Consider the following 23,837-nt stretch of genomic DNA (forward strand, 5'->3'; position numbering starts at 1 on the left):
GATCAATACCCGCAGGAAATAGCCGCTCGGTCAGCAAACACATTACCTGTGGCGAGGGAGCTTGCTCCCGCTGGGCTGCGTAGCAGCCCCAAAACCTGCCACTCGGTCTATCAGGTTCACCGCGTCGGCTGTCTTGGGGCCGCTACGCAGCCCAGCGGGAGCAAGCTCCCTCGCCACAAAAGCGACCGCATCCTAGCCTTAGTCTGCGTCAGCCAACACCCGCTCAAGCGTCCGCGTAACGCCATGCTCGCGCAAGCTGTTGCAGCACCATTCGAATGCTGCCACGAACTCCGGTGAATGGGGGATTGCGGTACCAAAAATCTCTTCCACTTCCAGCATCCGCTGGGTCACCAATGCATCGTCAGCCACCAGCGCCTGGCAGAACGCCGCCCGTGGGTCCGGAATCGAATACGTCACGCCATTCTCGTCCACGCCCTTCAGGTACACGGCCCAGGCGGCCACCACCAGCGCCGCGCGGCGGGTTTCAGCGCCGTCGGCAATCAGTCGGTTGATGGTCGGCACGGTGAATTTCGGAAACTTCGACGAGCCGTCCGAACACACCCGTTCCAACTGGTCGGCAATCGCCTGGTTGGAAAAACGCTCCACCAGGGTGTCCTTGTAGTCGGCCAGGTCGATACCCGGCACCGGCGCCAGTTGCGGCGTCACGTCCAGGTCCATGTAGGCCCTTATGTAACGCACGAACAGCGGGTCATTCATGGTCTCGTGGACGAAGCGATAGCCCTTGAGAAACCCCAGGTAGGTCAGCGCCAGGTGACTGCCGTTGAGTAGCTTGATTTTCATCTCTTCATAGGGCGAAACGTCATCGGTGAATTGCACCCCAACCTTTTCCCAGGCCGGGCGACCGTTGACGAATTTGTCTTCCAGCACCCATTGCACGAAGGGTTCGCAGACCACCGGCCAGGCATCGTCGATGCCATGTTCGTCATGCAGTTGCAGGCGATGGGCGACGCTGGTCATGGGCGTGATGCGATCGACCATGGCGTTGGGGAAGCTCACGTTATGTTCGATCCACTGGCCCAGCTCGGCATCGCGCAATGCGGCGAAGGCCAGCAACGCCTTGCGGGTCACGGCGCCGTTGTGGGGCAGGTTATCGCAGGACATCAGGGTGAACGCTGGGGTCCCGGCGGCCCGACGTCTGGTCAGGGCGGCGCAAAGGAAACCGAACACGGTCTTCGGTTCGTTCGGATGGGCCAGGTCATGCTGGATCTGCGGCAGGTGGGCCATGAACTCGCCGTTGCTGTCGTCGATGCAATAGCCGCCCTCGGTGATGGTCAGCGAGACGATGCGGATCTGCGGGTCGGACAGTTTGTCGATCAGCGCCTGGGCGCCGTCTTCGGCCAGCAGCATGTCGGCGATGGCACCGACCACCCGGACTTCGGTGTCGTCGGTGTCGCCCAATTCATACAGGGTGAAGAGGTAGTCCTGGCCGGCCAGGTCATCCCGGGCGCGACGGTCTTCGGCCCGCAAGCCGACGCCGCAGATGGCCCAGTCCAGATCGGCGCCGGTGTTCATCAGCGCATCGGTGTAGTACGCCTGGTGAGCGCGGTGGAAACCGCCGACACCGATGTGGGCGATGCCCTGGCGAGTCTCGCTCAAGGAGTAGGCGGGCAGGGCGACCTCGGGGCTGAGGTTGTGCAGGTTCTGTCGATTGAGTTTCATCACAAGTCTCGGCAATCAGGCGGCGGCGCGCAGCGCACGGGTGACCGCCACGCCCTCGGCATCGAATAGGTGGCAGTGTTCGGCGTCCAGGTGCAGGCTCAATTGCTCGCCGAAACGGCTGGCAAGATCGCCGCGAACGCGCATGGTCAGCGCTTCGCCGGACGCGGTCACGACGTGGCAAAAGGTGTCGCTGCCCAGTCGTTCGCTTACATCGGCGGTGACTTGCAGCGTGCAATCGCCCGGTTGTGCCAGGTTCAAGTGCTCCGGACGAATCCCCAGGGTGACCGCGCCGCCAACGCTCAGGCTGGCGCCGCTCAATGGCAGGCTGATACGGGTGCCGGCATCCAGCAGGACTTCACAACCCTGGCCCTCAAGCCGCGTGACCTTGCCTTTGAGAAAGCCCATTTTTGGCGTGCCGAGGAACCCGGCGACAAACAGGTTGGCCGGTTGGTGATACAGCTCAAGTGGCGAGCCGACCTGCTCGACGCGTCCGGCATTGAGCACCACGACCTTGTCGGCCAGGGTCATGGCTTCGACCTGATCGTGGGTCACGTAGATCATGGTCGCTTGCAGTTCCTTGTGCAGCCGGGCCAGTTCCAGGCGCATCTGCACGCGCAGTGCGGCGTCGAGGTTGGACAAGGGTTCGTCGAACAGGAAGATCTTAGGGTTGCGCACGATGGCCCGGCCAATTGCCACGCGCTGGCGCTGGCCGCCGGACAGTTGCTTGGGCTTGCGCTCAAGCATCGGCCCCAGCTCCAGGATGCGCGCGGCTTCGTTGACCTTCTTTTCCACCTCGGCCTTGGGCACCCCGGCCAGGTCCAGGGCGAAGGACATATTCTTGCGCACACTCATGTGCGGGTACAGGGCGTAGGTCTGGAACACCATCGCCAGGTCGCGCTTGGCTGGGCTGACTTCAGTGATGTCCCGGCCGTCCAGTTCGATGGTGCCGTCGCTGACCTCTTCAAGGCCGGCGATCAGCCGCAGCAGTGTGGATTTGCCACAGCCCGACGGGCCGACAAACACCACGAACTCGCGGTCGTTCACCTCAAGGTCGATGCCCTTGATGATGGAGAAGCCTTCGAAACCTTTTTGCAAATTCTTGATTTTCAGGTTGGCCATGATGATGGGCCTCCACTTCTGATGATTGTGTAGGGCGCGTTATTTCACGGCGCCGAAGGACAAACCGCGCACCAGCTGCTTCTGGCTGATCCAGCCAAAAATCAGGATCGGCGCGCAGGCCAGGGTCGAGACGGCGGACAACTTGGCCCAGAACAAACCTTCGGGGCTGGAGTAGGACGCGATCAGTGCCGTCAATGGTGCGGCTTTGGAGGAGGTGAGGTTCAGTGACCAGAAGGCCTCGTTCCAGCACAGGATCAGCGACAACAGTACGGTGGAGGCCAGGCCACCCTTGGCGATTGGCAGCAGGACGCGAACCATCTCCTGCCACAGCGTGGCGCCATCCAGACGCGCGGCTTCGAGGATGTCGCGGGGAATGTCCTTGAAGTAGGTGTAAATCATCCAGACCACGATTGGCAGGTTGATCAAGGTGTAGATGATGATCAGCGCAGTCCGTGTATCCAGCAGGCCAAAGCTCTTGGCCAGCAGGTAGATCGGCATCAGCACGCCCACCGGCGGCAACATCTTGGTGGAGAGCATCCACAGCAATGTGCCTTTGGTGCGCTGGGTTTCATAGAACGCCATGGAGTAGGCTGCCGGTACTGCAATCAGCAGGCAAAGGGCGGTGGCGCTGAAGGAAATCACCACGGAGTTCCAGGCGAAGCTGAAGTAGTTGCTGCGCTCGTTGATGTGCAGGTAGTTCTCCAGCGTCGGCGTGAAGATGAACTGCGGCGGTGTGGCGAACGCGTCGATTTCGGTCTTGAAGCTGGTCAGCACCATCCAGAAGATCGGGAAGAAAATCAGGATCGCAATGGCCCAGGCCAGTGTGCCTAGCAGCAAGCTTTGCAGCCGACGGGATTGTTGAAGTGTCATGGCGGCGGCCTCAGTTCTTGTCAGTGAGGTTTTTGCCAATCATCCGGACCAGGATGATGGCGGCGATATTGGCGATGACCACGGCAATCAGGCCACCGGCCGAAGCCATGCCGACGTCGAACTGCACCAGTGCCTGGTTGTAGATCAGATAGGCCAGGTTGGTGGAGGCGTAGCCAGGGCCACCGTTGGTGGTGGTGAAAATCTCGGCGAACACCGACAGCAGGAAAATCGTCTCGATCATCACCACCACGGCAATCGGCCGGGCCAGATGCGGCAGGGTCAGGTGCCAGAAAATCGCGATGGGGCCGGCACCGTCCAGACGTGCAGCTTCTTTCTGTTCCTGGTCGAGGGACTGCATGGCGGTCATCAGGATCAGGATCGCAAAGGGCAACCATTGCCAACTCACGATGATGATGATCGACAGCAACGGGTAGTGGGCCAGCCAATCCACCGGTTGTGCGCCGAACAGTTTCCAGACTGAGGCGAGGATCCCCGAGACCGGGTGGAAAATCAGGTTTTTCCAGATCAGCGCGCCCACGGTGGGCATGATGAAAAAGGGCGAAATCAGCAGGACCCGTACGACGCCGCGGCCAAAAAACTCACTGGCCTCCAGCAGGGCGCTGATCAACACCCCGAGCACGATACTGATCAGCAACACGCTGCCCACCAGCAGCAGGGTGTTGCTGGCGCCGGGCATGAAGCCCGAATCGGTCAGGAAGTAAGTGAAGTTTTCCAGCCCCACGAATTCGTTTTCGCCGGGGTAGAGCAGGTTGTAGCGGATCATCGAGAAATAGACGGTCATGCCCAGGGGCACGATCATCCATAGCAGCAATAAGGCGACCGAAGGGCTGACCAGGAACCAGCCGGGGTTCGCCAGACGGGCCTTGCGGGCCGGTGGGGCAATCTCGACGGGGGCTTTGGCGGTTGTTGTCGTTGAACTATTCATGGCATTGAACCGATTATTGCGGGCCTATGAAGATCCACTGTGGGAGCGAGCTTGCTCGCGATAGCGTCGTGTCAGTCGCTCGTAATATTGGCTGGAGGGCCCTCATCGCGAGCAAGCTCGCTCCCACAGGAATAGGGAGCGGGCCTCAAATGAGCTGACTACTTGGGATACCCGGCGCGTTTCATCTCGCGTTCGGTGGTGGACTGCGCAGCGGTCAACGCCTGGTCCACGGTCTGCTGGCCGGTCAGCGCACCGGCAAAGAATTTACCCACCTGGGTGCCGATGGCCTGGAACTCGGGAATAGTCACCAGCTGGATGCCGACATAGGGCACAGGCTTGAGGGTTGGCGCTTTCGGGTCGGCGACTTTCAACGACTCCAGGGTCACCTTGGCAAACGGAGCGGCTTTCATGTAGTCGTCGCTGTAGGTCGAGGTGCGTGTGCCTGGCGGTACGTTGGCGATGCCGTCGGTCTTGGCAACCAATTGACCGTACTCCTTGGAAGTGGCCCAAGTGGTAAAGACCGTGGCGGCTTCCTTGGCTTTGGAACTGGCCGGGATGGCCAGCGACCAGGAGTACATCCACGAGGTACCTTTGTCGGTTTTTTCGTGGGGGGCGAAGGTGAATCCAACGTGATCGGCCACCTTGCTCTGGGTCTTGTCGGTCACGAACGAACCGGCGACGCTGGCATCGACCCAGATCGCGCATTTGCCGCTGTTGAACAGGGCCAGGTTTTCATTGAAACCGTTGCTGGAAGCCCCCGGTGGGCCGGATTTCTTCATGTTGTCGACGTAGAAGTTCAGTGCGTCTTTCCACTCGGGCCCATTGAATTGCGGCTGCCACTTCTCATCGAACCAGCGTGCGCCATAACCGTTGGCCAGGGTGGTAATCAGCGCCATGTTCTCGCCCCAACCGGCTTTGCCCCGCAGGCACAGGCCATATTGCTCCTTGGTCTTGTCGGTGAGTTTTTCCGCAAACTCACCGATCTGGGTCCAAGTCGGGTGTTCGGGCATGGTCAGCCCGGCATCCTTGAACAGGTCGGTGCGGTAATAGGTGATCGAGCTTTCGGCATAGAACGGCAGCGCGTAGAGCGAGCCCTTGACCGACAGGCCTTCGCGTACCGATGGGAATATATCGTCGAGGGCATAACTGGCCGGCAGATCCTTCATCGGTTCCAGCCAGCCTTTGGCACCCCAGAGTGCGGCTTCGTACATGCCAATGGTCAGTACGTCGAACTGCCCGCCCTGGGTGGCGATGTCAGTGGTCAGGCGTTGACGCAGTACGTTTTCTTCGAGCACCACCCAGTTCAGCTTGATGTCCGGGTGCTCGGCCTCGAAGGTTTTCGAGAGCTTTTGCATGCGGATCATGTCGCTGTTGTTGACGGTGGCAATGGTGAGGGTTTGTGCGCCGAAACTGACGCTGCTGAGGGTCATGCAGGTGGAGACAAGCAGAGCTTTTACCGAAGGTTTCATCGCGCACTCCTTTTCCGCGCCCGGAAGGCTGCAGAAGGACAGTTATTGTTTTTGTGTCTTCCGGATGAAGGGAAGAATGTGCGCTGATTACAGCCCTCTATGGACGGCGTGACAAATCATCCGTCGCACTTATGCTGATACTATTTTGCACTGGAGGGATTAATGCCTACCACTTCAGGCCGAATAAAGGACCTGTGGCGAGGGAGCTTGCTCCCGCTGGGGCGCGCAGCGGCCCTCAACAATCGCCCTGACAACTCAGTGTGACAGACCGATCCAGGGGGGCTGCTTCGCAGCCCAGCGGGAGCAAGCTCCCTCGCCACAGGGCTCTCTGCCAGGGCGATAAGTGTCAGCCCTGGTTCTGCTCGGTCAGCCGCTGCACCGCCAACCGCCGGTAGTGGGAGGGAGTCATGCCCTTGAGTTGCTGGAAGCGCCGGTTGAAATTGGAAATATTGTTGAACCCCGACTCGAAGCACACGTCCGTCACCGGTTTATCGCCGTCGGCCAGTAATTCGCAGGATTTACTGATGCGCAGCCGATTGACGAATTCGATGAAACACCGACCGGTGGCTTGCTTGAACACGCGGCTGAAGTAGGTGGGTTTCATGCCCAGGTGCTCGGCGACTTCTTCCAGGGACAGTTCCCGGGCGTAATGGGCAAAGATGTAGTCCACCGCGCGGTTGGTGCGGTCGATGCTGTGCTCGTCCGCCGCTGGCGGGGCTGTAGCGCCGGAAAGCAGTTGGTAGTCATCCGTGGCGGCCAGCAGCTCCATCAGGATGAAAAAATGCCCCAGGCGGCTCATGCCCTGGGAATCGGCGATACGTTGCATCAGGATCATCGCCTGGCGGATGGTGCGCGTGCAGCGAAACTCGATACCGTACTGGGCGCGTTCAAGCAACGGTGCAACGGTCTTGAGCTCGGCAAACACCTGATGACCGCTTTCGAACAACTCGTCGGTGAAGTTCACCAGCATGTCGCGCTTGGGCACCACTTCGTCTTCAGCCACCTGGCTGATCCAGTTGTGGGGCAAGTTGGGGCCGGTGAGGAACAGCGACTGCGGATAGAAATTGCCGATGTAGTCGCCAATGAACACCTTGCCGGAGCTGGCGACGATCAGGTGCAGCTCGTATTCCTTGTGGAAATGCCAGCGCACCAGCGGGCAGGGGAAACCGTGTTGGCGATAGATGATGGACAGCCCGTTGTGGTCGTCCATCAACTCGTAGGAAGGGTCGGTGACTCTGGCTGTTCGGGTCATGTGCCTGGCACTTTTGTTGTTATCGCCACTGATAATGCCCCCTTCGCCACACAGGTGCCACCCCGTAGAGGATGTGGGGGCTGGTGTCGGCTAGCTGTTGCGGTTTTTTTCTTCAATCCACTGGGCCATGTATTGGGTGCTCTTGTGCTGGTGGTGACGCAGCATGCTGCCAGTGAAGTTGTCCCGGCGTCGTTGCGCAAGGTCGGCACGGCAAGTCGTGATGCTGTCAATCAGCGCCGGGCCATGTACCTGTCGCTGGTAACGGCTCTCCAGCAGGGCCAGGCCGGCGCTCTGGGCCTGGCTCCAACGCGCCGGGTCGCTATACAGCTGCACCGCCGCGTGGGCGATGCTTTCAGCGCTTTGGGCGATCGAGCCGCCCCAGGGCAACTCGCCGTGCATGGCTTCGGCGCCGATGGGCGTGGTGACGTTAGGCGTGCCACAGAGCATGGCCTCGATCAGCTTGCCCTTGATACCGGCGCCGAAGCGCAGCGGTGCCAGGCAGATACGGGCCGCCGACATGACCTGCAAGGCGTCTTCCGCCCAGTTCATGATGTGGAACCCTTGGGCCGGATTGTGCAGCGCGGCCGCCTTGGGCGGCGTGTAGGAGCCGTACAGGTGCAGTTGTGCACTGGGCAGTTGCTGGCGGATCAGCGGCCAGACGGCGTTTTTCATCCAGAGCACGGCGTCCCAGTTCGGCGCATGACGGAAGTTGCCGATGCTCAAGAAATGCGCCCGGTCTTCGAACGGCACGAACGGTGCGTTCGGCAGGTCCAGCATCAACGGGCACCAGTGCAGCAGGTTACGGGGCAGCTTGAAGTGTTCCACCAACAGTTCGATTTCAACCTCGGATACCATCAGGTTGAGGTCGCAGCGGTACAAGGCAGCGATTTCCCGCAGGGCCAGGTCGGTGCCAGCCATCAACTCGAACTCTTCACGCAGGGCCGGGGCGAAAAGATCGCTGAAATCCTGGGACACCTCATCGGCCTTCAAACGATCTTTCAGGCGTTGATGGCGGGCGTGGCGCAGGCACTGCAGATCGGACGTCTCCAGCACGCGCAGGGCGTCGGGGCAGTGTTTCTCGACTCGCCAGCCAAATTGTTCTTCCATCATGAACTGGTCGAACAACACGATATCCGGCGCCAGTTCACGAATGAACCCATCGAAACTGCTGCTATTGAGTTCGATCGGCACTTCGTGGATGCCCAGTGCGATCAGGTCGGCGCGGTTTTCACCGGGGCGTGCAGGGCTGCTGAAGGTGATGTCCCAGCCTTGCCCGAGGAACGCTTCCAGCAACTGCATGACGTGTCCGCCGGCAGCCGACGAGCGCGGCTCGGGCCAGACATAGCCGATAACCAGGACCTTGGTGGCGGTGGGATGACGCATGAACAGGGTTTCCCTTGAGGCGAATCAGGCGCAGTCGGCGCGCGGAGGGCGCCGATAGTGACCAACAATCCGCCTGGGCTCAAGCAAGAATGCTTTTGACCTTATCGCGTAACTGATCGATGGAGAACGGCTTGCCAATCACCGCCATGCCCTCAGGCACATCAATGCTGTCGGCATAACCGCTGGCAAACAGAATAGCCAGGCCCGGACGCACCAATCGGGCCTGCTTCGCCAACTCACGACCGTCCATCACCGGCAGGCCGACGTCGGTCATCATCAGGGCGATGGGCTGCTCGTCATTGCGCAGATAGCCGAGCGCCTGTTCACAACCGTCTGCCTCCAGCACTTGGTACTCCAGCTCCTCCAGCACGTCGACGATCAACATACGCACAATGTCGTCGTCTTCGACTACCAGAATGGTGGGTTGAGTGGCGGGAGCGGGGGTGGACATAGTCGGTGTTCTCGAAAAATGGTCGGGAAGGGCGCGATAAAAAGGCCTCATGCATGAGTAAGTAGCGAGGCGGTACAAGTTCCCCAAGTTGTACAAGAAAGGATCTATAGTACAAGAGCTGACAAGGATAGTCGCTTCCTTGCTATGAAGGCAGATCGCCGTAGGATTTGCGTCTTCGTCTCGTCAGAAATGTGGATCCAACCGGCATTTTTCGGGCAAACTCCACGGTTTTCAACTGTCCACCAAGGCCCTTTCCATGACTCCTTCGTCTTCGGTTGACGAGCAAAGTTTTCGCAAACTCTTAAGTCGCAACATCAGCCTGCCGCTGGGTATGGGTGCCCTCAGCGCGGTGTTTTTCATCGTGTTGATCACTTATCTGCTGTCGGTGATCCAATGGGTCGGGCATACCGACCGGGTGATCAACAATGCCAACGAAGCGCTCAAGCTGAGCGTGGACTTGGAGACCGGCATGCGCGGCTATCTCTTGAGCGGCGACGAGCACTTCCTCGACCCCTATGAGGTGGCCAAGCCACGGATCGCCGTCGCGCTGGACACATTGCTGGAATTGACAGCTGACAACCCCGTCCAGACCGACCGCCTGCATAAAGTGCAAGCGCTCCAGGCGGAATGGGCCAATTACGCCCAGAGCATGATTGACCTGCAACGCAGCAGCGGCGATTACCGAGGCGCGGTGAAGGCCGGGCGCGGCAAGCGCCTGTCTGACGAAATTCGCAAGACCTTCGAAGATATCGTCGAGACCGAGCAGCAACTGCGCGCAACGCGCAACGAAGAGGTACGCACCACCACGATCTGGAGCATTGGCCTGTATCTGCTGTTCGTCGCCGCCGTCAGCGGGATGCTGGCCTACGTCGGTCGCCGGGACCTGCTGAACTTGGCCGGTAACTACAGCGCGAGCTTGAAAGTCCAGCAGCAGAGCGCCTTGCATCTGGAGAAGCAGGCCTGGCTGCGCAATGGCCAGACGCTGTTGGCCGAGCAGGTGTTGGGACAACTGAGCCTGAACCTGCTGGGCCGCAACATCCTGCAGTTTTGTGCCCAATACATGGGCACCGTCGTGGCTGCGCTGTATGCGCGGGAGGAAAACGGCCTTCTCAAGCGCGTGGCCACCTATGGCATGTCCCGGGAGGAGGACGAACAGCATCAGGTGATCGTCCCCGGTGAAGGCATTGTGGGCCAGGCCGTACAACAAGGGCGTCCGATCCGCCTGGATGATGTACCCAACGATTACCTGAAAGTCAGCTCCGGCTTGGGCCGGGGCTTGCCCAACAGTGTGGTGGTGGTGCCGACCAGTGACGACGACCGGATCAACGGTGTTATCGAACTGGGTTTCCTGCGGCCCTTGACCGAGCGCGACCTCGATCTGCTGGAACTGGTGGCCGGCAACATCGGCACGTCCATTGAAGCGGCTCGTTATCGCCAGCGTTTGCAGGAAGTACTCACCGAAACCCAGCAGTTGAACGAAGAACTGCAAGTCCAGCAGGAAGAGCTCAAGACCGCCAACGAAGAGTTGGAAGAGCAATCGCGCATCCTCAAGGAATCCCAGGCTCACTTGGAAGCCCAGCAACAGGAGCTGGAGCAGACCAACGAGCAACTGGCCGAACAGCGCGACGCCATGGACCAGAAGAACAACGAGCTGAACCTGGTGCAGGTCCAGTTGCAGGAGCGCGCCGAAGAATTGCAGCGTTCGAGCAAGTACAAGTCCGAGTTCCTGGCCAATATGTCCCATGAACTGCGTACCCCGCTCAACAGTTCGCTGATCCTGTCCAAGTTATTGGCTGAAAACCCGCAGCAGAACCTCAGCGAGGAACAGGTCAAGTTTGCCGAGTCGATCTACTCGGCCGGCAACGACCTGCTGAACCTGATCAACGATATTCTCGACATTTCCAAGGTCGAGGCCGGGAAACTGGAAGTGCGCCCGGAAAACACCAGCGTGGCGCGGCTGGTGGAAGGCTTGCGCGATATGTTCAAGCCACTGGCGGCCGACAAGGGCCTGAGCTTCGAGGCGCAGCTGCTACCCGACGCACCGTCCATGCTGTACACCGACCGCCAACGTCTGGAGCAGGTGATCAAGAATCTGTTGTCCAACGCCGTGAAGTTCACTGAGCAAGGCTCCGTCAGCCTATCCGTGGCTGGCCAGCCAGGTTCGGGCATCGCGTTCATGGTGCGCGACTCCGGCATCGGCATTGCCGCCGATCAGCAACAGAGCATCTTCGAGGCGTTCCGCCAGGCCGATGGCACCACCAATCGCCGGTATGGCGGCACCGGTCTGGGCTTGTCGATTTCCCGCGACCTGGCCACGTTGCTGGGAGGCTCGATCAGCGTCTCCAGCGAACCGGGGCAGGGCAGTGTGTTTACGCTGGTCTTGCCTGAGCGTTATGTCGAGCCAGGGCAAACCCCGGCAGCGCCGAGGGTCTTCACCCCGACGGCCACCGCGCCCACGTCATCCCACCCGAAACCCGCACCTGCACCGCTGATAGCCCAGGTGGACATGCCTATCGCCCGGTTCGCCGATGACCGGGACAAGGCCCCGTTCGCCACCCGATGCATCCTGGTGATCGAAGATGAGCCCAAGTTTGCGCGGATTCTCTTCGACCTGGCCCATGAGCTCGGTTACCAGTGCCTAGTGGCTCACGGCGCTGATGAAGGCTTTGACCTGGCTCTGCAACTGAGCCCCGATGCGATTCTGCTGGACATGCGCCTGCCGGATCACTCCGGGCTGACGGTATTGCAGCGGCTCAAGGAACGGGCCGTGACCCGGCATATCCCGGTGCACGTGATTTCCGTCGAGGACCGTGTCGAAGCCGCGATGCACATGGGCGCGGTCGGTTATGCAGTCAAGCCGACCACCCGCGAAGAGCTCAAGGATGTGTTCGCCCGCCTGGAGGCCAAGCTGACCCAGAAGGTCAAGCGTGTGCTGCTGGTGGAAGACGATGACTTGCAGCGTGACAGCATTACCCGGCTGATCGGCGACGACGATATCGAGATCACTGCCGTCGGGCTGGCCCAGCAAGCCCTGGACCTGCTGCGCACGAATGTCTATGACTGCATGATCATCGACCTGAAGCTGCCGGACATGCTGGGCAACGACTTGCTCAAGCGCATGTCCACCGAAGAGATCTGTTCATTCCCACCGGTGATCGTCTACACCGGGCGTAACCTGACCCGCGATGAAGAAGCCGAGCTGCGCAAGTATTCACGCTCGATCATCATCAAGGGCGCCCGCTCGCCAGAGCGCCTGCTGGACGAAGTGACACTCTTTTTGCACAAAGTCGAATCGCGGTTGTCCCATGAACGGCAGCGGATGCTCAAGACCGCCCGCAGTCGCGACAAGGTTTTTGAAGGCCGCAAGGTGTTGTTGGTGGACGACGATGTGCGCAACATCTTTGCCCTGACCAGCGCCCTGGAGGCGAAAGGGGCAATCGTGGTCATCGGCCGTAACGGCTATGAGGCGATCGAGCGCTTGAACGAAGTCGACGACATCGATCTGGTGTTGATGGACGTGATGATGCCGGAGATGGACGGTTTCGAAGCCACCGCGTTGATCCGCAAGGACCCGCGCTGGCGCAAGCTGCCCATCATTGCCGTGACGGCCAAGGCCATGAAGGATGATCAGGAACGCTGCCTGGCGGCGGGTTCCAACGATTACCTGGCCAAACCGATCGACCTGGATCGTCTGTTCTCACTGATTCGCGTGTGGTTGCCGAATATGGAAAGAATTTAGTGGAACGTGACACTGACATTGAAATTCGGTTGTTGATCGAAGCGATCTACCTCAAGTACAGCTACGATTTCCGGGATTACTCCGGTGCATCCATCAAGCGCCGGGTCCATCACGCACTGAGCCAGTTCGAGTGCAAGACCATCTCGGCGCTGCAGGAGCGGGTGTTGCACGACCCGGGCATGTTCATGCAATTGCTGCAACTGCTGACGATTCCTGTCAGCGAGATGTTTCGCGACCCCACGCATTTCCTGGCGATCCGCGAGGAGGTGGTGCCGTTGCTCAAGACGTATCCGTCGCTCAAGATCTGGATCGCGGGGTGCAGCACGGGGGAGGAGGTCTACTCCATGGCGATTCTATTGCGTGAGGAAGGCCTGCTGGATCGCACGCTCATCTACGCCACCGATATCAATCCCCGCTCGCTGGAAAAAGCCAAGCAGGGCATTTTTTCCTTGGAAAACGTACGGGCCTATACCCAAAACTACCAGCGTGCCGGGGGGCGGCGATCATTTGCCGATTACTACACCGCCGCCTACGATTACGCGATGTTCGACAAAACCCTGCGTGAGAACGTGACCTTTGCCGATCACAGCCTGGCAACTGACAGTGTGTTTTCAGAAACTCAATTAATTTCATGTCGCAACGTGTTGATATATTTCAATAAAAAGTTGCAAGATCGTGCGTTCGGGTTATTTCATGAGTCACTGTGTCACCGCGGGTTCCTGGTGCTGGGGAGCAAGGAGACGCTGGATTTCTCGGGTTACGGTCATCAATTTGATGCACTGGTCAAACAGGAACGGATCTATCGCAAGTTATGAATCACATGATGGACAGATCCAGAATCGAGGCCATTGTCGTCGGTGCATCTGCGGGCGGCGTCGAAGCGCTGCTCAAGGTGTTCGGGCAACTGCGCAAGGGCTTCTGCGTGCCGATCCTCGTGGTGCTGCATTTGCCGGACGAGCGCGACAGCCAATTGGCCCGTGTGTTTGGCCATCGTCTCGCGGTGCCGGTGGAGGAAGCCCAGGACAAGCAGGACGTCGTGCCCGGTACCTTGTACGTGGCCACGCCCGGTTATCACCTGTCGGTCGAGGCCGACCGCAGTTTATCGTTGAGCCTGGAGGAACCGGTGCACCATTCGCGGCCGTCCATCGATGTGCTGTTCGAATCGGCCGCCGATGCCTACGGCCCGAACCTGCTGGCGGTGGTCCTGACCGGCGCCAACAGCGATGGTGCGAAGGGGCTGGCCAAGGTTCGGGAGCTGGGTGGCATCACAGTGGTCCAGGATCCCAACGAGGCACAAGTCTCGACCATGCCCGAAGCGGCGCTGGCTCTGCATGAGCCCGACCACATCCTTACTTTGCAAGACATCGGCCAGTTGCTGGCCGGGCTGGAATGAACCACATGCCAAGAGATATTCAAGCGAAATTGCTGATCGTCGACGATCTGCCAGAGAATCTGTTGGCCCTGGACGCGCTGATCAAGCGCGAAGACCGCCAGGTCTTCAAGGCCCTGTCGGCTGACGAAGCGCTTTCCCTGCTGCTGCAGCATGAGTTTGCCCTGGCCATTATTGATGTACAGATGCCGGGAATGAACGGTTTCGAACTGGCCGAGCTGATGCGCGGCACGGAGAAAACCCGCAGCATACCGATCATTTTTGTCAGCGCCGCAGGGCGTGAGCGCAACTATGCCTTCACTGGCTATGAAAGCGGCGCGGTGGATTTCCTGCACAAGCCGCTGGACACCCATGCGGTCAAAAGCAAGGTCAATGTGTTCGTCGAGCTCTATCGCCAGAGAAAGGCGATGAAGGAACAGGTCGTCGCCCTGGAGCAGAGTCGCCGGGAGCAGGAGATTTTGCTACAGCAGTTGGAGGCCACTCGCAGCGAGCTGGAGCAGGCGGTGCGGATGCGTGATGACTTTATGTCAATCGTCGCCCATGAGGTGCGCACGCCCCTCAATGGCCTGATTCTCGAGACACAATTGCGCAAGATGCACCTGGCCCGGGATAACGCAGCAGCATTCAGCCTGGACAAGGTGCGTGCGATGGTCGAGCGCGACGAGCGGCAGATCAAGAGCCTGATCCGGCTGATCGAAGACATGCTGGACGTCTCGCGGATTCGCACCGGCAAGTTGTCCATCCGTCCTACCCGGTTCAACCTGACGGCGCTGGTGCAGAGTCTGCTGCACAATTTCCAGCCGCAGATCGCGGCGGCCGAATGCTCATTGATCTGTACCGCAGAACCCTCGGTGGAGGGGCTGTGGGATGAGTTCCGTATCGAACAGGTGGTGTCGAACCTGCTGACCAACGCCTTGCGCTACGGTGGTAAAAGCCCGATCGAGGTGCGTGTCTACAAGACGTCGGACCACGCCTGCGTCGAAGTCCAGGACCACGGTATCGGCATCAGCGAAGAAAACCAGGCGCGCATCTTCCAGCAATTCGAGCGGGTGTCCTCCAAGGCCGTCGCCTCTGGCCTGGGGCTGGGACTGTTCATCTCCGAGCAGATTGTGACCGCTCATGGGGGGACGATCACGGTCAATAGTCGCCTCAACGAAGGCGCGTTGTTTCGCGTTTGCTTGCCGCTGCAGAAAGTCGTCTTGAACAAAACCGTCGAACAGACGCAACCTCTGAGTGACCCCAAGGTCGTATCAGCAGCTATTGATCGAACAAAGGCTTCTCATGAGTGAAGATGCGCAAGACGTAGTACTGATTGTCGAGGACGATCCGTCGATCCTGATGGTGCTGTCTGCCTACCTGTCGGGTGAAGGGTATCGGATACTGCAGGCCGAAAACGGTGAGCAGGCGTTCGAGATCCTGGCGAGCAAGCCGCACCTGGACATGATGATCACCGACTTCCGCCTGCCGGGCGGCATCACGGGCGTGCAGATCGCTGAACCGGCGGTCCGATTGCGCCCCGATCTGAAAGTCATCTTTATCAGCGGTTACGCGCAAGAAGTGCGCGACACCGACAGCCCAATCACCCGCAAGGCGCCGATCCTGGACAAACCCTTCGATCTGGTTGAATTGCAAGAGATCATGCAGTCAATGCTGTCGTAGGCAGCCTGACCCGGGTGCCTGCAGTTCAAGGGGCTCTTGTGGCGAGGGAGCTTGCTCCCGCTGGACGGCGCAGCCGTCCCAAACCGGCTGACGTGTACCTCCAGGCAATCCGCGTCAGCCGGTTTTACGACGGCTGCGCCGCCGAGCGGGAGCAAGCTCCCTCGCCACATTGGGCCACCACATGCCCAATTATGACTGTTACACCCTCAAGTCTTGATCATCTCCCGCACCTTGGCCGTCAACAAATCAAAGGTGAACGGCTTGGTGATCATCTGCATGCCCGAATCGAGGAAACCGCCGCGTACCGCTGCGTGTTCAGCGTAACCGGTGATGAACAACACGCGCAGGCCCGGACGGATCTGCCGGCCGATCTCCGCCAATTGCCGGCCGTTCATGCCTGGCAGGCCCACGTCACTGATCAACAGATCGATGCGCTGGCCTGACTGGAGGATCGGCACCGCTTCGTTGGCGTCGGCAGCTTCGACAAAGGCATAACCCAATTCGCTCAACACGGCACTGACCAGCACCCGTACCGCCGGATCGTCTTCGACGATCAGCACCGTCTCGCCATCCTGGGCGTCCGGCGCGTGCTGTGTAACGGCCGGGGGCTCTTGAATCGCTTCGCCCACGAAGCGGGGCAGGTAAAGATTGACCGTGGTGCCTTTGTCCACTTCGCTGTCGATCGTCACATGGCCACGTGATTGCTTGCTGAATCCGTAGATCATCGACAAGCCCAGCCCGGTGCCTTGGCCGATCGGTTTAGTGGTGAAGAACGGGTCGAACGCACGATTGATGACCGACTCGGGCATGCCGCAACCGCTGTCCTTTACACTCAGCACCACATAGTCGCCGGGCTCCAGGTTGGAGTAGGGGGCGGTAAAGGCTGCATCCAAGTGTCGATTGAACGTCTGTACCTGCAGCTTGCCGCCGTCGGGCATTGCGTCCCGGGCGTTGAGCACCAGGTTGAGCAGGGCGCTTTCCAGTTGATTGGGATCGGCTTCGGCGACCCAGAGCTGATCGTCAAGCTGCATGTCCAGCCGTATGCTTTCATTGAGGCTGCGCTGCAAGAGTTCACCCATGGACAGCACCAGGGTATTCATCTGAACGGCTTTGGAGTCCAGTGATTGCCGCCGGGAGAAGGCGAGCAGGCGATGGGTCAGGCCAGCGGCGCGGTTGGCGGAGGTCACCCCCAGGTCGATCAGGCTGTCCAGATCATCGGTACGGCCCCGGGCCAGGCGCCGGCGCAGTAATTCAAGGCTGCCGATGATCCCGGTGAGCATGTTGTTGAAGTCATGGGCGATGCCGCCGGTGAGCTGGCCGACGGCTTCCATTTTCTGCGACTGGCGCAGGGCCTCTTTGTTATGGCGCAATTGGGCGGTGCGTTCTTCCACCTGCTGTTCGAGGGTTTCGAGGGTCGTTTGCAGGCGTAGCTCACTGTTGCTGAGGTCGATCAGGCGATCCCGGGCTTCGTACTGCCTTCGGCGACCGCGCAGGGCGGTGGTCACCAGGCTGATCAGGGTCTCCGGGTGAAAAGGGCGTTCGAGGAAGGTCACGTTGCCCAACTGCGTGCCGATGCGCGGTGCAGGGTTCTGTTCGGGGCCACCGTGGTGGGTCAACAGGACGATGGGTAGATCTGACCAGGCCGGCTGCAGTTCGATAAGCGAGAGCAGCGTTTCCATATCCGGTCCGATCAGGGCTTCCGAAGAAATGACCAGCAGGCCAGCGCCATGCTCCAGCTCTTCGCACAGGTGGCCCAGATGGCGGCAACTGAGGCCGGCAAAACCGGCCTCGTTGAGAATCATCAGGGCGACCTGGCTGTCCCGTCCCCGCGGTGCAAGGATCAATGCTCGCTCGGACAGGCGCTCCGCTGACGTCACCGCAAATCATCCTTGAGCAATGGATTATTCTCTCCCAGGTACGTAGGTACGCCGCGCAGTACCCCTTGGAACGCCTCCAACGGCGCACCAATGGTCAAGCCCTGCCCGCTGATGCGGTATTCACGAATGGTGGATTCGTGGTTGCCGGTACGCTTCTTGATGACGGATATCGCCCGGCGAACTTTGCCCAATGCTTCGAAGTAACGCAGCAGAACGACCGTGTCGGCCAGATACGTGATGTCCACCGGCGCTTGCATGTCGCCTACGAGGCCGTGTTGTGCGACGGTCATGAAGGTGGCAGCGCCCCGGCGGTTGAGGTAGAGCAGCAACTCATGCACGTGCAGTACCAGAGCGTTTTCTTCCGGCATGGCGGCCTGGTAGCCGTTGATGCTGTCGATCACCACCGTCTTGATGTCGCCTTCATCAACGCAGCGGCGAACGCGATGGGAGAATTCGCCTGGAGACAGCTCGGCGGCGTCGACCTGTTCAATCAGCAGGTTGCCGGTTTTTTTCAGTGCCTCCAGATCGATACCCATGTTTTTCATGCGCGCGAACAGCAAGCCCAGTTCTTCATCGAAGATGAACAACGCGGCTTTCTCACCGCGTTGCACTGCGGCTGCGGCGAAGACCATCGAAATCAGCGATTTACCCGTACCGGCCGGCCCCAGGATCAAGGTGCTTGAACCGGTCTCGATCCCGCCTCCCAACAGGGCATCGAGGCCTTCGAGGCCGCTGGACAGTTGTCGGCGCAGGTAACCGCCCCGGTGTTCGGCTGCTATCAGCCGTGGAAAGACGTGAATGCCATCGCCAGCGATCGTGAAGTCATGGAAACCACCGCGGTACTTCTGCCCGCGATATTTGACCACCCGGACCCGTCGCCGCTCGGCGCCGTAGTTGGGCGTCAGTTCTTCCAGGCGAATCACCCCGTGGGCGACACTGTGCACGGTCTTGTCCAACGCTTCTGCGGTCAGGTCGTCCAACAGCAATACAGTGGCGTCATAGCGCACGAAGTAGTGCTTGATTGCCAAGATCTGGCGACGATAGCGCAGGGAGCTTTGCGCCAACAAACGGATCTCCGAGAGGCTGTCGAGCACGACCCGGGTCGGCTTGATGCGCTCGACTACCTCGAAAATCTGCCGGGTAGCTTCTCCCAGCTCCAGGTCCGAGGAGTACAACAGGCTCTGCTGGTGCTCGACATTAAGCAGGTTTTCAGCCGGGGTCAGCTCGAAAATATGAACGCTCTCGTCGATCGTCCAGCCGTGGGACGCCGCGCCCTGGCGCAGTTCCTGTTCGGTTTCCGACAACGTGATGTACAACGAGCGCTCGCCGGCTCGGGCGCCGGCCTGCAGGAATTGCAACGCGACCGTGGTTTTACCGGTGCCCGGTTCCCCTTCCAGCAGGAACACATGGCCGCGGGACAGACCACCGGAAAGGATATCGTCCAACCCTTCAATTCCGGTGGCGGCTTTTGCGCTGATCAACTCGTTAGATGTAGACAAAAATAGCCCTCTCATGACTAGGGAAGTGGGCAGCAGGCTGGAGTACGCCTGAAAATGAACTGCCTGAACACTTGACCTTTAGCGATCATGGCGGTTCCGCTTTCGTTTACAAAACGCGGTGCACTGCACAACTTTTGACTGTCAATGCGGCGCCTACAGACCCTGCTGCAACGCCGGATCGTCGGGGTTGAGCTGCTCAAGTTGCGCCAGCAGGATCTGCACATTCTGCAACTGCCCGGTCTCCTTCCAGTAGTTGATCAACAACACCCGGGCCTTGCGGTCGGCGGGGTAGCGCTGGACGATTTCCTGCAGTTGTTTCTGCGCGGCTTCCAGTTCCTGCTCGGCGTGCAGGGTGGTTGCCAGGTCATAACGGTAGGTCCGGTTATTGGGCTCGAGTTCCACGGCTTTGGCCAGGCCGAGTACCGCGTATTCGCTTTGGCCATGTTGCAGCAGCCACAGGCCCAGTGCATGTTGTAGATAAGCCGAGTCCGGCTGGGTTTGCAACTGTCGGGCGAGTAGCTGTCTTGCGGCTTCGCCCTGGCCTTGTTTGTCCAGCACTTCGATCTGCATGACCAGCGCCGGCAGGTTGTCGGGTTGCAGGCGTAACGTCTGTTCCAGGGCCTGTTGGGCTTCTTTCAACTCGGCGTTGTGCAGGTGCAGGCGGGCGAGTTGATAGTAGGCCCCGGCGGTTTGCGGGCCATCCCCGAGCACCTGCTTCCAGGTGTCGATGGCGAGCTGCATCGCCCCGAAGTACAAGCCCAGGTCATCAGGCGACGAGCCCAGAAGTGCGTTCACGGCGGAGAACCTGACGTCCTGGTCGTCATCATCGAGCAACGGACCCAGCAGCAGGCTGCGCTGGCCCGAGGGTAATAGCCCGATGAGGCTGCCGATGGCCGCACGGCGCACGTCCGCCGATTCGCTGTGCAGGTCCGCACCCGCCAGTTTCAGAGCTTGCGGGCTTGGGTAGTTGGGCAGTTCGGCATGCAGCCGCACGCGGCGCTTGGGTGAGAGGTCAGGGCGCCCCAGTTGCTGATAAAGCTCCCGCGCCGCCCCCGGCTGCCCGTTGCGGGCCTTTTCCAGGGCTTCGCTGTAGCCACGCTTGATCGCTTCCGGGATCTGCGGGGTAGTGCTGCGCAGCCACACCGCGACAAGGCCGATCACCAACAGGACGGACAAGCTGATAAGTAAATAGCGGCGAGGCGAGGGCATGCAGGCAATCCATAACCAGAAGCGTGAAATGTCGCAAGCTTCGGCCAGGCGCGGGCCTGAGTCAAACCTTAAGGCGGCTTGAGCGTGACGCGGTCTCCTGTCAGACCGCCTCATCGTTCAGCGCGAGCGGGTCAAACCTCCGGTAAGGTTGAGCCGCCGTCGACCACCAGGGTTTGTCCGGTGACATACGAGGCCAGGTCCGACGCCAGGAACAGCATGGCCCCGGCGATGTCGCTCGGTTTGCCCAGGCGACCCAGGGGTACCCGGCGGGCGATGTCCTGGTTGACTTCATCATCTCCGAGGTTCGCCATGGCCGGTGTGGCGATCATGCCAGGCTCGACGCCGTTGACACGCACGTTCTCAGTCGCCAGCTCCAGCGCCGCGTTGCGAATGAAACCATTGACCCCGGCCTTGGACGCCGCGTAGTGGCTGAGGCCCGGATACGCTACCCGGGGGCCGGTGACCGAAGAGGTCACCAGCACGCAACCCTGGCCCTGGCGCCGGAACATCGGCAGCGCCGCCTGGGTCAGCCAAAACAGCGCCGAGAGGTTCACGGCCAAGGTTCGCTCGAGCATCGGCGGGGTGATCTGGGCGAAGGGCGTCAGCGGGAAATAGCCGGCGTTGTGCACCAGGACATCCAGCCTTCCCAAGCGTTGTTCCAACCCCGCCATCATCCCGGAGATCGCCGAGGCATCCGCTAGGTCGACTCCCACGGCTTGCACCTGGCAGCCCTCGGCAGTCAATTCGCTCGCCACTGCCTCCGCCCGCGCCAGGCCGAGGTCGGCGATCACCACACGCGCCCCACGCAGGGCGAAGGCTTCGACGATGGCCCGGCCAATGCCTTGGGCGCCGCCGGTGACCAACACGGTTTTACCGCTGAAATCCAGATCCTCAGGCATGGGTAGCCTCCATCCGGCTGAAGGCCAGTGTCGGCACGTCCACGATGCTGGAACCGCCGTCGGCCACCAGCGTCGCGCCGGTGATGATCGAGGCGTGTTGCGACGCCAGGAAACGGCAGACATGGGCAATTTCCTCGGCGCTGGCGGGCCTGCGCAATGGTACGTCGGCGCAGACCCGGTCGTACGCCTGTTGCAGCGTCTCGCCATGAAACTGCATCAGCACCTGCATTTCCTCATCGGCCATGGGCGTGCGCACCCAGCCTGGGCAGACCGCGTTGACCCGTACGCCTTTTGGTCCGTAGTCCCGCGCCAGGGAGCGGTTTAGACCCAGCAACGCATGCTTGGTGGTGGTGTAGCCGCACACCCCCGGCCCTGCCGCCAATGAAGCAATGGACGCGATCAGCACGATGTTGCCGGCACTTTCCTGCAGCAGCGGCAGGCACGCCCGGGCGCTGTAGAACGCGCTGTCGAGGTTGCTGCGCACGGCCGCTTCCCAGGTTTGCGGGCTGGTCTCGGTGGCGCTGCCCAACCCCATGCCGCCGGCGCAGGCCAGCAGCACATCGATCCGGCCAAAGCGCTCGCGGACCTGCGCGACGAAACCGTCCCAAGTTGTCGGGCAAGCCGCATCCCCCACCAGCACGAGGCCGCCGATCTCCTGCGCCAGTTGCTCCAGGGGGGCGCGGCGTCGACCAATCAACACCAGATTGGCCCCTTCGGCAGCATACAACCGGGCGCAGGCGGCACCGATGCCGGTGCCCGCCCCGGTGATCACGATGGTGGGTAGGTCAGGCATCGGGATATTCCGTGTGGTTGAGTACCTGGCAGTAGGAGCTGACCGGGAAGTTGGAAAACTCATCGAAGGACGCACCGGCGTAACCAAAGATCTTGCCGTCGCTGCGGTGCTGTTGCAGGTCGATCAGCACCAGGCCCAGGGTCGGGATGATCTTTTCCCGCCACACAAACAGGTACAACTGGTCGGCGATCTTGTAGGTGTCGCAGCGATCGGTGTCGCAAAGGCCTTGCTCCACGCCCTTGAGGCATTGCCAGGCATAAAACCGCTCGTTGAGGTAAATGTGTTCGTAGACTTCGCTCGGGCTGTAGCGATACAGATTGCGCAGCCCCACCAGTTCGGTGGTCGGTGCGTGGGGGCACAGGCCTTGCTGCCAGGGCTGGTCGAGGCTGCCATGGAGGAATTCCACGTTGACTGAAGTCAGGGGCTGACCCGCCAATGCGCGAGCGTAAAGGCCTTCGCGCGTTTGTTCCTGCTCGGGCATGCGGCCGATGACAGCGGTGAACGCCGCGCTGGCGGTATCGAGCACCAGGCTCACCGACCAGGTTTGCGCACCTTCGCGCTTGACGAAGTCCACCAGGTACAGGCCAGGGCGCACCGAGGTGGCTCGATAGGTCGCCGTGCCGCTGGAGTGCCCGTCAGTCGCGCTCCAGGACAGGCTGTCCTGTTCGAAGCGGTGCTCGATCTGCCAGCCATTGGCGAAATGCAGGGTGAAGGTCTTGCCCTTCAGGTCGGCCAGGTTTGGCAGGATGAAGGACTCTGGGGCAAAGCCATCGGCCAGGGCGCCGACGGTAATCCAGTCTGTAGGTGTGCTCATTGCAAGGCTCCGGTTGGATGAAGTAGCCACCCGGATCATGCGGTCCTGAAACGCTACGGCCTATCAACCGAATGGTTGAACCGCTTAGAGAAAGAGTGCGCTGACCAACTCGGTACGACTGCTCACGCCCACCTTGCGGAACAGATTGATCAGGTGGGTCTTGATGGTCGGCAAGCCCACATCCAGCTCCCGGGCCAAGTGTTTGTTGCTCACGCCTTGGCGCAACAGCCAGGCGATCTGGCGCTCCTTGGGCGTCAGGTCGCGCAATGGGTCCTCATGGGCGGGCAGGTGGGCGACGGCCAGTTGCAGCAGGGTTTGCAGTGCGGTGAGTTGGGTCAGTTGCTGGCTGGTGAAGGCGCCTTGCTCGGCGGTGCGCAATAACGAAATGGCGGCTTGAGGCTGGCCGTCCCGATGGGCGAACACTTCCACGACATCCACCACGCCGTAGCGCTGCAGGAAGTTGCGATAGCGCTGGCTGTCCCGCACCGGTTGACGGGCCATCGCCAGGCCCAGTGGCACCACGGCCAGGCCATCGGACGCGCAGTGACGCGGTTGCAGTGGGTCGAACTGCCGATAGTTGTCCAGATAGTCGCGGTGCATTTCGCCGCTCATGCCGTGCAGGCTGAAGTCATGGGCTTGCAGGTGTCGGTCGACGCAGTAGAAGGCCGCCCGGCTGGTGGGGATGAGTTGGGTGAACGCGAGCAGGCAATGGCCGGCGATGTCCTGGGTGGGGATGACGTTCATGGTCTGAACCCTGCCATCAAAGGGCTGCCGGAGGGGCCGGCAGC

At 60.6% G+C, this 23,837-nt stretch carries 20 protein-coding genes; 5 read left to right on the forward strand and 15 right to left on the reverse strand.

The window, feature by feature from the left end:
- Nucleotides 1-198 precede the first annotated feature (198 nt).
- The 8 genes from QNH97_RS12825 to QNH97_RS12860 all read right to left on the reverse strand — a co-directional run bounded on the left by QNH97_RS12825 (nucleotide 199) and on the right by QNH97_RS12860 (nucleotide 9,170).
- On the reverse strand, nucleotides 199-1,680 hold the full coding sequence (locus QNH97_RS12825; RefSeq protein ID WP_283557162.1) for a mannitol dehydrogenase family protein: 1,482 nt from the start codon (nucleotides 1,678-1,680) through the stop codon (nucleotides 199-201).
- Nucleotides 1,681-1,695: 15 nt separating this feature from the next.
- Nucleotides 1,696-2,799 (reverse strand): ABC transporter ATP-binding protein, encoded by a 1,104-nt coding sequence (locus tag QNH97_RS12830; protein WP_283557163.1) that lies wholly within the window; start codon nucleotides 2,797-2,799, stop codon nucleotides 1,696-1,698.
- A 39-nt stretch (nucleotides 2,800-2,838) separates the two neighbouring features.
- Complete coding sequence (locus QNH97_RS12835; RefSeq protein ID WP_047229111.1) at nucleotides 2,839-3,669, reverse strand: carbohydrate ABC transporter permease; 831 nt, start codon at nucleotides 3,667-3,669, stop codon at nucleotides 2,839-2,841.
- A 10-nt stretch (nucleotides 3,670-3,679) separates the two neighbouring features.
- A complete protein-coding gene (locus tag QNH97_RS12840; RefSeq protein WP_283557164.1) occupies nucleotides 3,680-4,615 on the reverse strand; it encodes a carbohydrate ABC transporter permease in 936 nt (311 codons plus the stop codon).
- 158 nt (nucleotides 4,616-4,773) lie between these two features.
- Entirely contained in the window at nucleotides 4,774-6,084 is a 1,311-nt protein-coding gene (locus QNH97_RS12845) for an ABC transporter substrate-binding protein (protein WP_283557165.1), read from the reverse strand.
- Nucleotides 6,085-6,430: 346 nt separating this feature from the next.
- Nucleotides 6,431-7,336, reverse strand: a complete 906-nt coding sequence (locus QNH97_RS12850) for an AraC family transcriptional regulator (RefSeq protein ID WP_283557166.1) — start codon at nucleotides 7,334-7,336, stop codon at nucleotides 6,431-6,433.
- Between the two features lie 90 nt (nucleotides 7,337-7,426).
- Complete coding sequence (locus QNH97_RS12855) at nucleotides 7,427-8,719, reverse strand: glycosyltransferase (RefSeq protein WP_283557167.1); 1,293 nt, start codon at nucleotides 8,717-8,719, stop codon at nucleotides 7,427-7,429.
- A gap of 79 nt (nucleotides 8,720-8,798) precedes the next feature.
- The gene (locus QNH97_RS12860; protein ID WP_283557168.1) at nucleotides 8,799-9,170 is read right to left on the reverse strand and encodes a response regulator; all 372 of its coding nucleotides are present in this window, start codon (nucleotides 9,168-9,170) and stop codon (nucleotides 8,799-8,801) included.
- 256 nt (nucleotides 9,171-9,426) lie between these two features.
- On the opposite strand from QNH97_RS12860, the gene QNH97_RS12865 reads away from it, so the two are divergent.
- From QNH97_RS12865 to QNH97_RS12885, 5 genes are read left to right on the forward strand one after another with little or no spacing between them, the layout of a single operon-like run.
- Nucleotides 9,427-12,909: a response regulator gene (locus QNH97_RS12865; RefSeq protein ID WP_283557169.1), complete on the forward strand. Its 3,483-nt coding sequence runs from the start codon at nucleotides 9,427-9,429 to the stop codon at nucleotides 12,907-12,909.
- Entirely contained in the window at nucleotides 12,909-13,724 is an 816-nt protein-coding gene (locus QNH97_RS12870) for a CheR family methyltransferase (protein ID WP_283557170.1), read from the forward strand. Before QNH97_RS12865 ends, QNH97_RS12870 begins: the two co-directional genes overlap by 1 nt.
- Entirely contained in the window at nucleotides 13,721-14,302 is a 582-nt protein-coding gene (locus tag QNH97_RS12875) for a chemotaxis protein CheB (RefSeq protein ID WP_283557171.1), read from the forward strand. Before QNH97_RS12870 ends, QNH97_RS12875 begins: the two co-directional genes overlap by 4 nt.
- A gap of 5 nt (nucleotides 14,303-14,307) precedes the next feature.
- Nucleotides 14,308-15,588 carry a hybrid sensor histidine kinase/response regulator gene (locus tag QNH97_RS12880; protein ID WP_283557172.1) on the forward strand — a complete coding sequence of 427 codons (1,281 nt, stop codon included), beginning with the start codon at nucleotides 14,308-14,310 and terminating at the stop codon, nucleotides 15,586-15,588.
- Nucleotides 15,581-15,958, forward strand: coding sequence for a response regulator (locus QNH97_RS12885; RefSeq protein WP_283557173.1), 378 nt, complete (start codon nucleotides 15,581-15,583; stop codon nucleotides 15,956-15,958). Before QNH97_RS12880 ends, QNH97_RS12885 begins: the two co-directional genes overlap by 8 nt.
- A 206-nt stretch (nucleotides 15,959-16,164) precedes the next feature.
- Here QNH97_RS12885 and QNH97_RS12890 read toward each other — a convergent pair whose 3' ends face one another.
- The 7 genes from QNH97_RS12890 to QNH97_RS12920 form a co-directional block, all read right to left on the reverse strand.
- Nucleotides 16,165-17,835: a response regulator gene (locus tag QNH97_RS12890; protein WP_283557174.1), complete on the reverse strand. Its 1,671-nt coding sequence runs from the start codon at nucleotides 17,833-17,835 to the stop codon at nucleotides 16,165-16,167.
- Entirely contained in the window at nucleotides 17,832-19,334 is a 1,503-nt protein-coding gene (locus tag QNH97_RS12895; RefSeq protein ID WP_283557175.1) for an ATPase domain-containing protein, read from the reverse strand. The genes QNH97_RS12890 and QNH97_RS12895 overlap by 4 nt, the downstream gene beginning before the upstream one ends.
- A gap of 153 nt (nucleotides 19,335-19,487) precedes the next feature.
- On the reverse strand, nucleotides 19,488-20,543 hold the full coding sequence (locus QNH97_RS12900) for a tetratricopeptide repeat protein (RefSeq protein WP_283557176.1): 1,056 nt from the start codon (nucleotides 20,541-20,543) through the stop codon (nucleotides 19,488-19,490).
- A 131-nt stretch (nucleotides 20,544-20,674) separates the two neighbouring features.
- Nucleotides 20,675-21,442: an SDR family oxidoreductase gene (locus QNH97_RS12905; protein WP_283557177.1), complete on the reverse strand. Its 768-nt coding sequence runs from the start codon at nucleotides 21,440-21,442 to the stop codon at nucleotides 20,675-20,677.
- A complete protein-coding gene (locus QNH97_RS12910; protein ID WP_283557178.1) occupies nucleotides 21,435-22,235 on the reverse strand; it encodes an SDR family NAD(P)-dependent oxidoreductase in 801 nt (266 codons plus the stop codon). The genes QNH97_RS12905 and QNH97_RS12910 overlap by 8 nt, the downstream gene beginning before the upstream one ends.
- Entirely contained in the window at nucleotides 22,228-23,049 is an 822-nt protein-coding gene (locus QNH97_RS12915; RefSeq protein ID WP_283557179.1) for a molybdenum cofactor biosynthesis F family protein, read from the reverse strand. Before QNH97_RS12915 ends, QNH97_RS12910 begins: the two co-directional genes overlap by 8 nt.
- Nucleotides 23,050-23,133: 84 nt before the next feature.
- Nucleotides 23,134-23,793: a helix-turn-helix transcriptional regulator gene (locus QNH97_RS12920; protein ID WP_283557180.1), complete on the reverse strand. Its 660-nt coding sequence runs from the start codon at nucleotides 23,791-23,793 to the stop codon at nucleotides 23,134-23,136.
- Nucleotides 23,794-23,837 lie beyond the last annotated feature (44 nt).

The sequence above is a fragment of the Pseudomonas sp. G2-4 genome, from assembly GCF_030064125.1.
Lineage (GTDB): Bacteria > Pseudomonadota > Gammaproteobacteria > Pseudomonadales > Pseudomonadaceae > Aquipseudomonas.

What these genes read in the sequence shown, in the direction of transcription:
- QNH97_RS12860 (WP_283557168.1), bottom strand. Translation starts at nt 9,170, where the DNA reads ATGTCCACCCCCGCTCCCGCCACTCAACCCACCATTCTGGTAGTCGAA.
- QNH97_RS12900 (WP_283557176.1), bottom strand. Translation starts at nt 20,543, where the DNA reads ATGCCCTCGCCTCGCCGCTATTTACTTATCAGCTTGTCCGTCCTGTTG.
- QNH97_RS12825 (WP_283557162.1), bottom strand. Translation starts at nt 1,680, where the DNA reads ATGAAACTCAATCGACAGAACCTGCACAACCTCAGCCCCGAGGTCGCC.
- QNH97_RS12845 (WP_283557165.1), bottom strand. Translation starts at nt 6,084, where the DNA reads ATGAAACCTTCGGTAAAAGCTCTGCTTGTCTCCACCTGCATGACCCTC.
- QNH97_RS12855 (WP_283557167.1), bottom strand. Translation starts at nt 8,719, where the DNA reads ATGCGTCATCCCACCGCCACCAAGGTCCTGGTTATCGGCTATGTCTGG.
- QNH97_RS12835 (WP_047229111.1), bottom strand. Translation starts at nt 3,669, where the DNA reads ATGACACTTCAACAATCCCGTCGGCTGCAAAGCTTGCTGCTAGGCACA.
- QNH97_RS12880 (WP_283557172.1), top strand. Translation starts at nt 14,308, where the DNA reads ATGCCAAGAGATATTCAAGCGAAATTGCTGATCGTCGACGATCTGCCA.
- QNH97_RS12865 (WP_283557169.1), top strand. Translation starts at nt 9,427, where the DNA reads ATGACTCCTTCGTCTTCGGTTGACGAGCAAAGTTTTCGCAAACTCTTA.
- QNH97_RS12905 (WP_283557177.1), bottom strand. Translation starts at nt 21,442, where the DNA reads ATGCCTGAGGATCTGGATTTCAGCGGTAAAACCGTGTTGGTCACCGGC.
- QNH97_RS12915 (WP_283557179.1), bottom strand. Translation starts at nt 23,049, where the DNA reads ATGAGCACACCTACAGACTGGATTACCGTCGGCGCCCTGGCCGATGGC.
- QNH97_RS12875 (WP_283557171.1), top strand. Translation starts at nt 13,721, where the DNA reads ATGAATCACATGATGGACAGATCCAGAATCGAGGCCATTGTCGTCGGT.
- QNH97_RS12850 (WP_283557166.1), bottom strand. Translation starts at nt 7,336, where the DNA reads ATGACCCGAACAGCCAGAGTCACCGACCCTTCCTACGAGTTGATGGAC.
- QNH97_RS12830 (WP_283557163.1), bottom strand. Translation starts at nt 2,799, where the DNA reads ATGGCCAACCTGAAAATCAAGAATTTGCAAAAAGGTTTCGAAGGCTTC.
- QNH97_RS12840 (WP_283557164.1), bottom strand. Translation starts at nt 4,615, where the DNA reads ATGAATAGTTCAACGACAACAACCGCCAAAGCCCCCGTCGAGATTGCC.
- QNH97_RS12910 (WP_283557178.1), bottom strand. Translation starts at nt 22,235, where the DNA reads ATGCCTGACCTACCCACCATCGTGATCACCGGGGCGGGCACCGGCATC.
- QNH97_RS12885 (WP_283557173.1), top strand. Translation starts at nt 15,581, where the DNA reads ATGAGTGAAGATGCGCAAGACGTAGTACTGATTGTCGAGGACGATCCG.
- QNH97_RS12920 (WP_283557180.1), bottom strand. Translation starts at nt 23,793, where the DNA reads ATGAACGTCATCCCCACCCAGGACATCGCCGGCCATTGCCTGCTCGCG.